Source organism: Sanguibacter sp. Z1732, from assembly GCF_051020515.1.
In the GTDB taxonomy this organism is placed as follows: Bacteria; Actinomycetota; Actinomycetes; order Actinomycetales; family Beutenbergiaceae; genus CALKWS01.
In genome coordinates, this window is sequence record NZ_CP194857.1 from 85823 (window position 1) to 99747 (window position 13925).

The following is a 13925-nucleotide window of genomic DNA, read 5'->3' on the forward strand; positions in this document are numbered from 1 at the left end:
CTCATCACGCCGGGGCACGTCCAGGCACACGCCCACCCACCGGGTTCAATCTACACCGCGGCCCGGCCCGAGACCGTGCGGCGACGCTACTCCTGCGGCTCCCGGTCCTCGTCGGCGACGATCGTCACCAGTGGGTACCCCTCGGTCGCGACCACCACGGTGGCCCCGTTCGCCGCGATCACCGCCGGCACCAGGATCTCGCCCTGCCCCTGCGGGTCATAGGCCTCCGCCACCTCCCCGGTGAGCACGTTGTGTACCCGCACGCTGTCGCCGGAGCGCAGATAGAGCATGACTCCACCGGCACCCTCGATCGTGGCGGGTTCGGTGAGCAGGTACGCCCACAGTTCTTCGCCGCTCGCGTCAAAGGCGCGTGCGTGCTCGCCCTCCAGCACCACCCTGGTGCCGGTGGACTCCTCGACGACGGCATCGGTGACGTCCTCGGCCAGCACCAGGCCCTGCTCCAGGTCGATGGCCGCGGCTACACCCGGTGCCACCTGCAGTCTGGTCACTTGGCGATCCGCACCGGTACCGGCGGCCGGCGCCAGGTCGGTGGGGTCCCAGCCGTACTCGGTCGCATCCAAGCGCCACACCTCCTCCTGGGCGGCACCGGCCAGGGCAAGCACGTGGTCGCCGGCGACCATCAGCACGGTGCCGTCGTACTCCCCCAGGACGCGGGCGTCGTCCTCCTCCCCGTCGGCCAGGATCTCCCCGGTGGCGGCGTCCAGCACCAGCCGCGCACCGCCGTCGCCGGTCGGCCCGGCCCATGGTGCGGCGAAGACGAGGCCCGGGCCCACGTGCGGCCCGCCCACCGGCACCGGCCCCCACGCGTGCTCACCGGTGCGCAGGTCATACGCCGTCGCGGTGGTCCTCGCACGTTCCCCGGAGTCGCCGCCGGGGTCCACATCGGTCAGCACTGCCAGATCCTGACCGTCCTCGGTACCGGCCAGAGTGAAGCCGGCGCAACCGGGCGGGCGCTCGGCCGCCCACAACACGCTGCCCTCGGCGTCCACCGCGCTGAACGTCAGGGCACCCTCGCGCTCCTCCGGTGCGAGGAACACCTCGCCGCGCTCGGCCGGCAGCACGTCGAAGGGAGTCTGGACGATCCGGCGAGCCTCCAGGTGATAGGGCAGCCAGGTGCCCCCCGGGTCCATCTCGGCCAGGGGCTCGGGATCGAGGTCGGGGGCGCGGTCGAGATCGTCCCCGGGCTCGTCGCACGCTCCGGCCGTGACTCCCGGTGATGACTGTGTCGTCCCGGCGTCCTCCGCCGCGTCGGTCTCGGCCTGTTCCGATGTGGCCTGCCCGTCATCCGAGGTCGGCTGTTCCTCCGGCGTCGGCTGTTCGTCGGCGGGTGCCGAGCATCCGGCCAGGAACAGGAGGGTTGCCGCGGCACCGGCCAGCGCCGTCCGGCGCCGCGCCCTCACCGGTCCTCCTGGTCCGCTGCGGCCTTCGCGGCCTCCTGCCGGATCGGCTGGTGGCGGCGCTTGCGCAGGCGTGCCCAGATGAGCAGAACGACGACGGCGGCCACCACGATCGCGATCACGTCCAGCGCGGGGTGGGCCAGCACGGCGCTGCGTTCCTGCAACCAGGCCTGGGTGGAGGTGGGCAGCAGGGCGGGGGTCCCCACGAATCCGTTGGTGGTCCAGAACGCGACACCGACACAACCATGAGCACGCCGGTGATCACCGAGGTGGTGTGCAGCCGCCGGCCGAACACGCTGACGGTGCGCCCGCGCAGCACGGAGCGGCCCTTGGCGCCCAACCGGCCCCAGACCGAGGCGAGCACGAGCAGCGGGACCACCATGCCCGCCCCGTAGATGGCCAGCATCGCCCCGGAGAGCACCAGGGAATCCTGGGTAGCCGCCATGGTCAGCACCGCCCCCAGGATCGGGCCGGCGCAGAATCCGGCAATACCCCCGACCGCGCCCAGTAACACCGTCTTGAGCATCCCGGTGCGCACCTGGGCCTGGTTCTGCAGCCCGCGGGCTCCGGGCAGCATCCGGGCCGGATCGAACCCCAGACCCAGGACCTGCACCACGCCGAGCACGATAAGCAGGAGCGAAGCAATGGCGATCACCGGCTCGCGGTAGGTGGAGAACAGCAGCCCGATGGCCCCGGCCCCCACTCCCAGGGGCACCAGCACCAGCACCAGACGGCGTAGAACAGCAGACCGTGCAGCCACAGTCTCGCCCCGGAGCCGAGGGTAGAGGCGAAGAACGCCGGCAGTAGCAGCGCCCCGCACGGGCTCAGCAGCGCCAGGGTTCCGCCGATGAAGGCGGTCAGCAGTCCGATCTCCATGGTGCTAGCCCGTCGCAGCGGCCAGTGCGGCCTCAACGGCGTCGGTGAACACCTCGGTGGGCTGGGCGCCGATGATGGGCTGGCCGTCGAGGATGAAGGTCGGCGTGGAGTACGCGCCCAGATCCAGGCCCAGTTGCGCGTTGCGGTCGATCTCCTCGGCGGTCTCGGGGGCGTTCAGATCCGCCGTGAACTGCTCCTCGTCCAGCCCCTCTTCCACGGCGAGTTCGGTCAGGCCGTCTTCGGAGAGTTCCCGATGGGAGCGAATCTGCCCGTCGGGGAACAGGGCCTCGTGGTACTCCCAGAATCCGCCCTGCAGCGCTGCCGCGTAGGAGGCTCGCGCGGCACGCTCGGATTCCTCACCGAAGACGTTCACATCGCGCCATTCGATCCGCAGATCCCCGGCGTCGACGTACTCCATCATCACCGGTAGCGTCTCCGCGCTCCACTGCGCGCAGAACGGGCACTGGTAGTCCGAGAACACCACCAGCACCACCGGGGCATCGACCGGACCGGCAGCGAGGAGTTCATCGGCGTCGCGGCGCTCGACCCCCTCGGTCTCGGGTTGCTCAGGACCTTCCACGCGTGCCGGTGGGCCCTGTACACCCGGTTCCTGGGTGGTCCCGTCGCCTGCCTCGGGTCCGGCGGCATCCGAGCCCTCGTCCGCACCGTCCTGGCCCGGATCGGTCTGCGCGGCGCCGTTGGTGCCGGCTGGTTCCTGCGGGCCTGTCTGCTCCGAGGACCCGCCCCGCAGCAGGAACACCATCGCCAGCATCAGCGCAACGAGGCCCAGCACCACGGCGGGCACCACCCAAGCACGTGATTGCGGGTTATCCTGTTGCACCACTACTGCACCTCCTGCTGCTGACTCTCTGCTCGCACCGCCGATGACTATGCAACATAGTAACCATGAGTCATACTGGCCCGATGACATGGATTTCGAAGAACGTGAGTTCGTTACGTCACACCGCCGCGATGGCCCGCCAGGGGCTGCGGTTATGGACACCACGGCAGTTCGTCTTCGCCGCGGCCTCGGCGGCCGCCGTCGCGCTGCTCATCGGAATCGCGACCGTCCTGATCCCGAACCCGATCTTCGGCCGGGAAATTCCGCCGGTGTGGTGGAACTATCCGGTCTGGCTGCTGACCTCAGCGTTCACCGGCATGCTCATCACCACCTACCTGCGCCCCACCCCGAGCGTCGCCGGGGTGGCCGAGGGTGCCGGGGCCGACCCCGCCGACGCCTCGCTGACCCCACGCCAGGAACGGCGCAACAGCCGGTTCGGCATGGTCGGAACCGTGCTGGCCTGGTTCGCCGTCGGATGCCCGGTCTGTAACAAGATCGCGTTGCTCGCCCTGGGATACACCGGCGCCATCACGTGGTTCGCTCCGATCCAACCCTTCCTGGCGCTGGGCGCCCTGGTTCTGACCGGCGTGGCGCTGCTGTGGCGCCTGCGGGGGCAGGTCGCCTGCGCGGTGCCGGCGCCGAAGGCGACGGTGTCGTGGTGAGCAGCGGGACGCGCGAACGTCCCGGCGAGCCGGTGCGGTTGGGGACCCTGGAGGCCCAGGTGATGGATGTGCTCTGGACCAACGGCTCTGCCACCGTCCGGGAGATCATCGCCGAGTTGCCCGCGGACCCGGCCTACACCACGATCGCTACCGTGCTGTCGAACCTTGAACGCAAGGGCATGGTGGACGCCAAGCGGCAGGGCCGCTTCGTGCTGCACCGGCCGCGGATGAGCCGCGAGCAACACATTGCGCTGACGATGGGCCGTGCCCTGGACGCCGGAGGTGACCGGGCCGCCTCGATCATGCACTTCGTACAGACCATGCCCGAGCGGGACCGGGAGTTGCTCCGCGAGTACCTGCAGCACGATGACGACGGTGCCCGGCGGTGACGCCGACGCTCACGATCGGCGTGCTCGGCGCTGCCCTGGTCGCGGTGGCCCTGGGCGGTCCATGGCTGCTTCGCCGGGCCAGTTCCGCACTGGCACACGTCCCGAGACTGGCGGTCGCGATCCTGGCGGCAGGCTCCCTCGCCTGGGTGCTGGCCGCACTGGCCCTGGGCCCGTTGGCCGCCTGGGCGTTCACCGGTCCCGCGATCCCCGGACGCGCCGGGGAGGTGTGCCGCCAGTGCCTGGATGCGGCCAACCCCTGGACCGGTTCCACTCTGATCAACACCTGGGTGCCGGCGATCGTGCTCCTGGCGCTGCCGACTCTGGCCGCGATGGGACTGCTCACCGCGACAACCGCCCGGGCATGGCGACACGCGCAGGCAACGCGAGCGGTGGCCGCTGAGATACGTGACGAGGCGAGCAGAACACATCTGCAGGGTCAGCCGGTGCTGCTCATCCCCGACCCGGCGCCGCTGGTCTTTACCCTGGCCGCCCGGCACGGCGGGGTGGTGGTCTCCACCGGCGCGCGGGAGCGGCTCGACCAGGAGGAGTTGGCCGCCGTGCTCGAGCACGAGCGGGCCCACCTTCGCCAGCACCACCACCTGGTGATGGCCGTCGTGCGGGCACTGATCCCCTACCTTCGCTGGGTGCCGTTGATCGCCTCGGCAGCCGCAGCCATCCCCCACTACCTGGAGATCGCGGCCGACGACGCGGCCCGGCGCCGGACGGGAACCCGTGCGCTGGCGACCGCGCTGCTGAAGGTCGGTGATCCGGCGAGTTCCATGAGTCTGCCGGCGGACCTCGGCGGAGCACTGGGCGCCGCCGGGCCCCATCGCATCGGGCATCTGGTTCGCCCCGCCGCGCGTGCGGAAAGGTGGCCGGCACTCTTCCTCGGAAGCCAGGTCATGCTCATGCTGCTGGCCACCAGCGCCGTCGGCGTCCCCTACGCGGGCGCCGTGGCCAGCGGCTGCATCTGACGTCACCGGCCGCACGACACCAGCGCTCGATCGATCGGCCGGCTGTCGTCGCCGGCCGCGCCCCTGCTCGCCTCCGGAGACGTCACCGCAGGTCGCCGTTCCCGCTCGCGCGGGCCCGCTGGCTCCGTCCCTGCTCGCGCGGTCCGCTACCCGCCTCCACCGCTGCCTGCCGGCGGACATCCGACGTCGGGCCTTCTGGACACACCGGGCACATCGACGGTCTCATCTCTCCACTTGCATACCCCCCAGGGTATATGTGAGACTGCAACGCAGTCCCCGAGGAGAGGAATCTCATGCGTCTTGACCGGATCTATGACGAGGACCTTGCCCAAGCGAGTTACCTCATCGGCTGCCAAGCCAGCGGAGAGGCGGTCGTCGTCGACCCCCGCCGCGACATCACTGAGTATCTGGACCTGGCCGATCGGCACGGATTGCAGATCGTGGCGGTCACCGAAACCCACATCCACGCCGATTACCTGTCCGGTACCCGCGAACTGGCGGCAGCAACCGGAGCCCGGATCTACCTCTCCGGGGAGGGAGGGCAGGACTGGCAGTACGGTTTCGAGGGCACCCGCCTCTACGACCGCGACAGTTTCGCCATCGGCAACATCACCATCGAGGCCCGGCACACCCCCGGGCACACCCCGGAGCACTTGTCCTTCCTGGTGACCGATGGCGCCTTCAGTTCCGACCCCGGCTACCTGCTGTCCGGTGACTTCATCTTCGTCGGCGACTTGGGCCGCCCGGACCTGCTCGATGAGGCCGCAGGCGGGGTTGACACCCGTTTCGCCGGTGCCCAGGACCTGTTCGCCAGCCTGAAGAACCTCCTCCTGGATCTTCCCGACCACGTGCAGATCTATCCCGCCCACGGCGCCGGTAGCGCCTGCGGCAAAGCCCTCGGCGCCGTGCCGGCCACCACCGTCGGCTACGAACGGCTCTTCGCCTGGTGGGCTTCCTACCTGCGCAACGACGACGAGCAGGGCTTCGTGAGCGAACTCCTCGCCGACCAGCCCGATGCGCACGCCTACTTCGCCCGGATGAAGCGTCAGAACAAGGAGGGCCCGCAGGTGCTGGGCCCCCTGGCGCCGCTCGCCGAGTGGGACACCGGACGCCTCGCCGCTGCCGTGCAGGAGGAGCAGGTCACCTTCGCCGACACCCGCCCGTGGGAGGACGTCCACCGGGGGACGGTCGCCGGTGCGCTGCACATCCCTGGGCCGGACAAGGCAGCGACCTACGGAGCCTGGGTGTTCGACCCCGAGCGGGAGACCGCACCCCTGGTGCTGCTGGCGCCCGACAGCGAGGTCGCCGAGGACATCCGCGCCCACCTGGTGCGGGTAGGGATCGATGACGTCGCCGGCTACACCACCGAACTGGTCGGACTGCCCACCGCGGTCCCTGCGGTCGTGAGTCCGGACGACCTGGAGGACCTGACCGACGGCGACAACGTCCACCTCCTGGATGTCCGCAACCGGACCGAGCACGCCGAGGCCGCCAATCCCCGGGAGTGATCAACTCGCCGTCGGACGGCTGATGTGGCATCTGGACGACCTGCCCGCCGCGGGCACGCTCGTGGCCTACTGCCAGAGCGGCAACCGCAGTTCGGCGGCCGGGGCGGCTCTGCGCCGGGCCGGCTACGACGTCGTCGAGGTCACCGGGGGGTTCCAGGCGTGGTCACAGACCACGGACACGCTGGACACCCCGGTCCGGGCCCGGTAGCACCGGCACCGGCAGATGGAGGCTTATCTGATCGTCGTCCTGATCCTGGCCGTGCTGGTCGGGGTCAGCCTCGGTCTCCTCGGTGGCGGTGGCTCGATCCTGACCGTCCCACTGCTGACCTATGTGGCCGGGATGGATCCCCGGGAGGCGATCAGCGCGTCCCTGTTCATCGTCGGCGTGACCTCGCTGGTCGGGATGCTCAGTCACGCCCGCCGCGGGAATGTGCGCTGGCGCACCGGCCTGGTCTTCGGTGGCGCGAGCATGGTCGGTGGTGCGTTCGGTGCGGGCCTGGTCGGTGGGTACCTGCCCGGCACCGTGCTGATGATCGCCTTCGCGCTCATGATGCTCACCAGCGCGGCCGCGATGATCTGCCGCAAGGGAACAGCCCGGCCCCGGCGCACTGACATGGCGGCGGGGCGCGCCGTCCTCGATGGCTTCGTGGTGGGCGCGATCACCGGCCTGGTCGGAGCCGGCGGCGGGTTCCTTGTGGTCCCGGCGCTGGTGCTGCTCGGTGGGCTGGCGATGCCGGCGGCCGTGGGCACCTCGTTGCTGGTGATCACCATGAAGTCATTCGCCGGCCTGGGCGGGTACCTGACCACGGTGAGCCTGGACTGGGCACTGGTCGGCGCGGTCACGGCCGCCGCAGTCGCCGGCTCCTTCCTCGGCACGGCGTTGACCGGCAAGGTCCCCGAGGGCCTGCTGCGGCGACTCTTCGGCTTCTTCGTGCTGGGCATGGGCGTCCTGGTCCTCGCACTGGAGCTGCCGGCACCGGGCGGGGCGGTCGTGGTGCTCGCCGCGGCGCTGGTGACCGTGGTGGCGCTGGGCGGGCGCGCAGTCGGCGCGCACCGCCGTCGGACGTCAACACGCCTTCGAAACCCTGAACCGATCCATCACCCCTGACGAAAGGACCATCCGAAATGTGTCGTCCCACCACCTGCCGCCGCTGCGGCAGGACCACCTGGGCCGGTTGTGGCCAGCACGTGGACCAAGTACTGAGAGGCGTCCCGCAGCACCAGCGCTGCCCGGGCCACGAGGGGGAACCCAGCACGGGATTCTTCGCCCGGTTCGCCAGACGTTCCCGATGACCGTGCCGGGCTTCCGGGCTCGGTGAGACTCTCGGCCTCGGGCGCCGGCCAGGCTGGACCCGGGGGCGCCGCCCGGCCGGGACCCCGGGGACGCCGCGGCCGGGCGGGACACGGGGGCCTGCGGGAAGCGACCGGCTCTCCGGTCCGGTACCGTCGTGACGGCAGGTCACTGACCCGACGGAGGCTAGGGCATGATCGAGTTCCGCTCAGTCCGCAAGGAGTACGACGACGGAACTGTCGCCGTGGACGACTTCTCCCTGGTGATCCCACCACGCAGTACTACGGTGCTGGTGGGCTCCTCCGGGTGCGGGAAGACCACGCTGCTGCGGATGATCAACCGGATGGTCGAACCAACCTCCGGGGTCATCGAGATCGACGGTGAGCCCGTGGCCGACCGGGAACCGGTGGCTCTGCGCCGCAGCATCGGATACGTGCTGCAGAACGGCGGCCTGCTGCCGCACCAGAAGGTGATCGACAACGTTGCCACGGTGCTCCGGCTCACCAAGACGCCCCGCGCCCGGGCCCATCAGCGCGCCATGGAGCTGCTGGACACGGTCGGGTTGGACCGGGCCCTGGCCGAGCGGTACCCCAGCCAACTCTCCGGCGGGCAGCAGCAGCGGGTCGGGGTGGCCCGAGCGCTGGCCGCCGATCCCAACATCCTGCTCATGGACGAACCCTTCGGCGCGGTGGACCCGACCCGATCGTGCGCGCCGAGTTGCAGACCGAGACCGCCCGGCTGCAGAACGAGTTGCACAAGACGGTGGTGTTCGTCACCCATGACGTCGAGGAAGCCTTCGGGCTCGGCGATCAGGTGGTGATCCTGCAGAAGGGCGCGCACATCGCCCAGTGCGGCAGCCCGAGCGAGATCATCGAGAATCCGGCCAGTGACTTCGTTGCCGACTTCATCGGGTTGAATCGCGGCGCCCGCAAACTGCACCTGAAGGAGACCGGGAACGGCACGGTGCTCGTGGACGCCAACGGGCGGACCAAGGGTGTGCTGGCCGAAGGCGCCCCGTGACCTGGGTCCTGGATAACCTCGACCTGATCGGGGGGCTTACCGTGGAGCACCTGCGCCAGAGCGCGGTGCCGATCGTGCTCGGGCTGGCGTTATCCATCCCGTTGGGCTGGGTCGCCTACCGCTACCGCCTCACCCAGGGCCTGGTGCTGACCCTGGTGGGCCTGCTGTACACGATCCCGTCCCTGGCCCTGTTCGCGATCCTGCCGCCGCTGCTGGGCATCAGTTTCCTCTCCGAGGTCAATCTCATCATCGCCCTGACCATCTACGCGGTCGCGATCATGACCCGGTTCGTGGCTGATGCGCTTGTCTCGGTGGAGCCCTCCGTGCGTCAGGCGGCCACCGCCGTCGGCTACGGCCCCTGGCAACGCTTCTGGCAGGTGGAACTGCCCCTCGCCGGTCCGGTGGTACTCGCCGGGCTGAGAGTGACCGCGGTCTCCACGATCTCCCTGGCCACGGTGGGCATCCTGATCGGCATCGACAACCTCGGGTACCTGTTCACCAACGGTTACCAGCGACAGATCGTGGCCTCGGTCCTGGCCGGCGTGGTGGCCACCGTGGTGATCGCGCTTCTCATCGACGCCCTGCTGCAACTGGCGGGCCGGTTCCTGATGCCGTGGACGGCGCTCACCAGCGCGAAAAGGGCCACGACATGAATCTTTTCCTGGAGGCAATCGACTGGATCTTCGCGCCCGAGCGCGCCACCGGAGCCCTGCCGCTGCGCGAGGCGATCAGCACGCACCTGCTCTACACCGTGGTGTCGGTGCTGATCGCGGCCGCCATCGCAATCCCGGCCGGTTGGCTGATCGGGCATACCGGCCGCGGGCGCGGATTCGCAGTGGCCCTGGCCGGCGCGGCCCGGGCGGTGCCCTCCTTCGGGCTGGTGCTCCTTCTGGTGCTCGTGTTCGGGGTGCTGTACAAGGTGGAGGCCTCGGTCACCGCCTTCGTGCTCTTGGCCATCCCCTCGATCCTCGCCGGTGCCTACGCGGGGCTCGAGGCGATCGACCGCCGGGTGATCGACGGGGCCCGCTCGGTGGGGATGTCACCGTGGCAACTGCTGCTGAAGGTGGAGGCGCCCTTGGGTCTGCCGCTGCTCATCGGCGGGTTGCGCTCGGCGAGCCTGCAGGTGGTCTCGACGGTGACGCTGATGGGCTACGTGGGCAACTGGGGGCTGGGGTTCCACATCGTGCAGGGCATCAACCTGCGCACCTTCGAACAAATTCTCGGCGCTGCGCTGGTCATCGTGGTGCTGGCCGTTAGTTTGGACGCATTGTTCGCCATCGCCGAGCGCGTGGTCACGCCGAAAGGTGTCCAGGCCCGACGCACCCACGGAAGGAAGGAACGACGGCCCTCCGAACGACTCGCCACGAGTTGAGGCCCTAACCCCGTATTGACCGACCCGGAAGGATTCCAGCATGACCCCACGCACCACCACCGCGATAGCCACCCTCGCGATCGCAGGCCTGGCGCTGGCCGCCTGCGGCGGGGATTCCGACCCGCTGGAGGATCCCGACACCGACGACGGCGCCGTCACCGAGCCCGACGCCGATGAGGACGACGCGCCGGCCGGGCCCGGCCCCGACACCACCGTGATGGTGGGCTCCCAGGCCTACTACTCCAACGAGATCATCGCCGAGATCTACGCCCAGGCACTGGAGGCCGAAGGCTTCACGGTGGAGCGGAACTTCTCCATCGGCCAGCGCGATGCGTACATGCCGGCCCTGGAGAGCGGCGAGATCGACCTGTTCCCCGAGTACACCGGCAACCTGCTGCAGTTCTACGACCCGGACACCGAGGCCACCGAGGCGGAGGACGTGTACGCCGAACTCGGTACCGCGCTTCCGGAGAACCTGGTGGCACTGGACCAGGCCGAGGCCACCGATCAGGACTCCTACAACGTGACCGCCGACTTCGCCGAGGAGCACGGCCTCACCTCCCTGGCCGACCTGGCCGAGGTGGATATGGACCTGACCCTGGGCGGCCCGGCCGAACTCGAGGAGCGCCCCTACGGCCCGAGCGGGTTGAGCGAGGTCTACGGGGTCGAGGTGTCCTTCAGCGCCACCGGTGACACCACGGTGCAGGACCTGGTGGCCGGCACCGTGGACGTGGGGAACGTCTATAGCGCCGACCCGCGGATCCAGACCGAGGACCTGGTCACGCTGGAGGATCCGGAGGGGCTGTTCCTGGCCTCACACGTGGTGCCGCTGGCGAACGCCGACATCGCCGAGCAGGTCGCTCCGGTGATCAACCAGGTCAGCGCGGCATTGTCGGCCCAGGATCTGGTGGCGATGAACGTGGAGTCCACCGAGGATCAGCGCTCCCCCAGTGACATCGCCGCCGATTGGCTGGAGGGTTCCGGCATCCTGAACTGACGCCCCGGGGCGGCCCCCGCCGGACGGCACCAATTGGACGGTTCCGGCGGGGTCTCGCACGGCGGACCCGCTCAACGGCACCAATTGGGTGGTTCCGGCGGGGTCTCGCACGGCGGACCCGCTCAACGGCACCAATTGGGTGGTCGCGGCGCCCGCGGGGAGGGGTGGGTCCGCGGTGTCAGCGGTCGCCGCTGCGTTTGTTGAGCCAGGCGGAGGCAGCCACGTAGACCAGCACCGCCACAATCACCACCAACACGATGCGCAGGAGCACCCACAGTGCGGTGAAGACGAACTGCACCAGCACCCAGGCGATGATGACCGCGATGACCACGAGGACAAGTGAGATGAGCCGGTTGCGTTGCACCCCTCCAGTGTGTCAGAGCCTCGCTGATGGGCGCGACGAACCACCACCTCATCGAGAACGACGCCCGTGGTCATAGTCGACCGGTCGGCGCGTCGCTTTCGACCCCAGGGGTCGCCCTCGACCGCTAAGGGTGCGGGTGGGGGCGGTGGGGTGGGGTGGGGTGGGCAAGTGGGCGGTGGGGGGCGGGGAGCTGGGTCAGGCTTCCCGGACGACGGCGACCTCCCCAGCCGGGAGTGTGTAGGCACCCTCGGCGCGGGTTCCGGTGAGCAGTTCGGTGCCCGTCACGCTCACCTGCACATCCTCGCCGGTGTGGTTGAGCAAGAACAGGTAGCGTGCGCCGTCCGCGCCGTGGCGCCGCTGCGCCTCCACACCCTCGGGCAACCCGTCCACCACGGGAGTGACCCGAGCCTCGGCGAGGACGTCACGCACGAGGCGACGCACGCCGTCGGCGTCCGGCCGGGTGCCCACGTACCAGGCCGCACCCGCCCCCACCTGGTTGCGGGTGATCGCGGGCTTTCCGGCCAGAGGTCCCTGTGCCCAGGTGCGGACCGCCTGCGCCCCGGCCAGGTGGGTGTTCTCGCTCCACAGGTCGGCGCCGGTGCCGTCGTCCAGGCGCAGCACCTCGTCGGCCTGCAAGGGCCAGAACTCCTCGATGCGCACCCCGAGCAACTCACGGAACGCACCGGGGTAGCCGCCCAGTCGGACGTGATCGTGCTGATCGGCGATGCCGCTGAAGAACGTCACCAGCACGGAGGCACCGGACCGAGCCGCGTCGGCGATCGAGGCAGCGGCGTCGTCATCGAGCAGGTAGAGGGTGGGCACCAGCACGGCCCGGTACTCGCCCAGATCGGCTCCGGGCGGCACGATGTCCACGCTGACCCCCTCCAGCCAGAGGCGGCGGTAGTAGCGCAGCACCTCCGCCATGTAGTCCAGATGCTGGGTCGGGTGGGAATCCAGCTCGCTACCCCACCAGGCCTGGTAGTCGAATACCAGCGCCACCTGGGAGCGCACCCGCGAGCCCCGCACCGGTGCCAGGGCGGCCAGGGCCCGGCCCAGGCGCACGGTGGTGCGCCACACGTCGGAGTCCGTGCCGGCGTGGGGCACCATCGCCGAGTGGTATTTCTCCGCGCCGGCCTTGGACTGGCGCCACTGGAAGAACATCATCGCGTCGGCCCCGCGGGCCACATGACACAACGAGTCGCGCACCATCTCCTGCGGATCCTTGGGCCGGTTGCGTTCCTGCCAGTTCACCGCCGAGGTGGAATGCTCCATCAGCATCCACGGCTCCCCACCGGCGACGCCGCGGCTCAGATCGGCGCTGAAGGCCGCCTCGATATGCCGTTCGGGGTCGGCGGCGATGGTGTAGTGATCGGTGGCGATCACGTCCATGTCCCGCGCCCAGCCGAAGTAGTCCATCCACTTGGTGCGGCTGGTCAGCATCATGTTCGTGGTGATCGGCACATTCGGCGTGATTCCGCGCAGCACCTCACGCAGGGCGCGGTAGTGACGCAGCAGTTCATCGGAGGAGTACCGGGCGAAATCGAGTTGCTGGGTGGGGTTGGGATCGTGGGGCGCCACCCGGGGCGGCAGGATCTCCTCGAAGGAGTCATACCGCTGGGACCAGAACGCCGTTCCCCAGGCCGCGTTCAGCGCCTCCACCGTGCCGTACCGCTCGCTCAACCACGCGCGGAATGCCCGGGCGGCGTCGTCGGAGAAATCGTGCGGGACGTGGCAGCCCAGTTCGTTGTCCACGTGCCACACCGCCAACGCCGGATGGTTGCCGTAGCGCTGGGCCATCGCCCGGGTCATCCGCAGCGCGTAGTCGCGGAACACCGGCGAGGACACCGAATAGGCCTGCCTGGACCCTGGGTAGAGCACCGTGCCATCGGCCAGGTCGGGCAGGATGTGCGGGTGTTCGCGGGTCAACCACGGCGGCGGTGAGGCGGTGGCGGTGGCCAGGGAGACCCGGATCCCGGCCTCGTGCAGGCGATCCATGACCGCATCGAGCCAGCCCCAGTCGTAGTCACCCTCGCGCGGCTCCAGCATCGCCCAGGAGAAGATCCCCACGCTGACCAGGTTCACCCCGGCCCGCACCATCAGGTCCACGTCCTCCACCCGGGTGGCCCGCGGCCACTGTTCCGGGTTGTAGTCGCAGCCGTAGGCAAGCCCGGAGACGCCCAGGGGCCAGGAGTTGGTGGTGGTCATCGCAGGAT

General features: G+C 69.8%; 13 protein-coding genes and 2 pseudogenes. 9 read left to right on the forward strand and 6 right to left on the reverse strand.

All coding sequences use genetic code 11. The annotated features are described in order from the left end of the window. Positions 1-86: 86 nt before the first annotated feature. From ACRRRO_RS00635 to ACRRRO_RS00650, 4 genes are all read right to left on the reverse strand, one after another. Positions 87-1421: a hypothetical protein gene (locus ACRRRO_RS00635; RefSeq protein ID WP_424798069.1), complete on the reverse strand. Its 1335-nt coding sequence runs from the start codon at positions 1419-1421 to the stop codon at positions 87-89. Continuing rightward, positions 1418-1564 carry a hypothetical protein gene (locus ACRRRO_RS00640; protein WP_434080901.1) on the reverse strand — a complete coding sequence of 49 codons (147 nt, stop codon included), beginning with the start codon at positions 1562-1564 and terminating at the stop codon, positions 1418-1420. The genes ACRRRO_RS00635 and ACRRRO_RS00640 overlap by 4 nt, the downstream gene beginning before the upstream one ends. Beyond that, complete coding sequence (locus tag ACRRRO_RS00645; protein ID WP_434080902.1) at positions 1537-2178, reverse strand: cytochrome c biogenesis CcdA family protein; 642 nt, start codon at positions 2176-2178, stop codon at positions 1537-1539. The genes ACRRRO_RS00640 and ACRRRO_RS00645 overlap by 28 nt, the downstream gene beginning before the upstream one ends. Positions 2179-2298: 120 nt before the next feature. After that, positions 2299-3138: a DsbA family protein gene (locus ACRRRO_RS00650; protein WP_424798071.1), complete on the reverse strand. Its 840-nt coding sequence runs from the start codon at positions 3136-3138 to the stop codon at positions 2299-2301. An 80-nt stretch (positions 3139-3218) separates the two neighbouring features. On the opposite strand from ACRRRO_RS00650, the gene ACRRRO_RS00655 reads away from it, so the two are divergent. From ACRRRO_RS00655 to ACRRRO_RS00695, 9 genes and pseudogenes are all read left to right on the forward strand, one after another. Beyond that, positions 3219-3797 (forward strand): hypothetical protein, encoded by a 579-nt coding sequence (locus ACRRRO_RS00655; RefSeq protein ID WP_424798072.1) that lies wholly within the window; start codon positions 3219-3221, stop codon positions 3795-3797. Next, positions 3794-4186: a BlaI/MecI/CopY family transcriptional regulator gene (locus ACRRRO_RS00660; RefSeq protein WP_424789220.1), complete on the forward strand. Its 393-nt coding sequence runs from the start codon at positions 3794-3796 to the stop codon at positions 4184-4186. The genes ACRRRO_RS00655 and ACRRRO_RS00660 overlap by 4 nt, the downstream gene beginning before the upstream one ends. Further along, positions 4183-5160, forward strand: coding sequence for a M56 family metallopeptidase (locus ACRRRO_RS00665; protein ID WP_424789219.1), 978 nt, complete (start codon positions 4183-4185; stop codon positions 5158-5160). Before ACRRRO_RS00660 ends, ACRRRO_RS00665 begins: the two co-directional genes overlap by 4 nt. A 293-nt stretch (positions 5161-5453) precedes the next feature. Next, positions 5454-6876: pseudogene (locus ACRRRO_RS00670) on the forward strand (rhodanese-like domain-containing protein). Between the two features lie 15 nt (positions 6877-6891). Next, on the forward strand, positions 6892-7776 hold the full coding sequence (locus ACRRRO_RS00675) for a sulfite exporter TauE/SafE family protein (RefSeq protein WP_434080903.1): 885 nt from the start codon (positions 6892-6894) through the stop codon (positions 7774-7776). Between the two features lie 376 nt (positions 7777-8152). Next, positions 8153-8979, forward strand: a pseudogene (locus ACRRRO_RS00680) (ABC transporter ATP-binding protein). Then, a complete protein-coding gene (locus ACRRRO_RS00685; protein WP_424789215.1) occupies positions 8976-9632 on the forward strand; it encodes an ABC transporter permease in 657 nt (218 codons plus the stop codon). The pseudogene ACRRRO_RS00680 and the gene ACRRRO_RS00685 overlap by 4 nt, the downstream one beginning before the upstream one ends. Beyond that, positions 9629-10351 carry an ABC transporter permease gene (locus ACRRRO_RS00690; RefSeq protein WP_424798076.1) on the forward strand — a complete coding sequence of 241 codons (723 nt, stop codon included), beginning with the start codon at positions 9629-9631 and terminating at the stop codon, positions 10349-10351. Before ACRRRO_RS00685 ends, ACRRRO_RS00690 begins: the two co-directional genes overlap by 4 nt. Before the next feature lie 40 nt (positions 10352-10391). Further along, on the forward strand, positions 10392-11348 hold the full coding sequence (locus ACRRRO_RS00695; RefSeq protein WP_424798077.1) for an ABC transporter substrate-binding protein: 957 nt from the start codon (positions 10392-10394) through the stop codon (positions 11346-11348). 178 nt (positions 11349-11526) lie between these two features. Here ACRRRO_RS00695 and ACRRRO_RS00700 read toward each other — a convergent pair whose 3' ends face one another. Together ACRRRO_RS00700 and ACRRRO_RS00705 are read right to left on the reverse strand one after the other, a co-directional pair. Then, positions 11527-11712 carry a hypothetical protein gene (locus tag ACRRRO_RS00700; RefSeq protein ID WP_424789212.1) on the reverse strand — a complete coding sequence of 62 codons (186 nt, stop codon included), beginning with the start codon at positions 11710-11712 and terminating at the stop codon, positions 11527-11529. Between the two features lie 195 nt (positions 11713-11907). Continuing rightward, on the reverse strand, positions 11908-13917 hold the full coding sequence (locus ACRRRO_RS00705; RefSeq protein ID WP_424798078.1) for a beta-galactosidase: 2010 nt from the start codon (positions 13915-13917) through the stop codon (positions 11908-11910). Positions 13918-13925 lie beyond the last annotated feature (8 nt).

Bases quoted from the DNA above. Each gene is read 5' to 3' on its own strand.
- ACRRRO_RS00655 (WP_424798072.1), top strand. From the start codon at position 3,219: ATGACATGGATTTCGAAGAACGTGAGTTCGTTACGTCACACCGCCGCG.
- ACRRRO_RS00690 (WP_424798076.1), top strand. From the start codon at position 9,629: ATGAATCTTTTCCTGGAGGCAATCGACTGGATCTTCGCGCCCGAGCGC.
- ACRRRO_RS00675 (WP_434080903.1), top strand. From the start codon at position 6,892: ATGGAGGCTTATCTGATCGTCGTCCTGATCCTGGCCGTGCTGGTCGGG.
- ACRRRO_RS00695 (WP_424798077.1), top strand. From the start codon at position 10,392: ATGACCCCACGCACCACCACCGCGATAGCCACCCTCGCGATCGCAGGC.
- ACRRRO_RS00705 (WP_424798078.1), bottom strand. From the start codon at position 13,917: ATGACCACCACCAACTCCTGGCCCCTGGGCGTCTCCGGGCTTGCCTAC.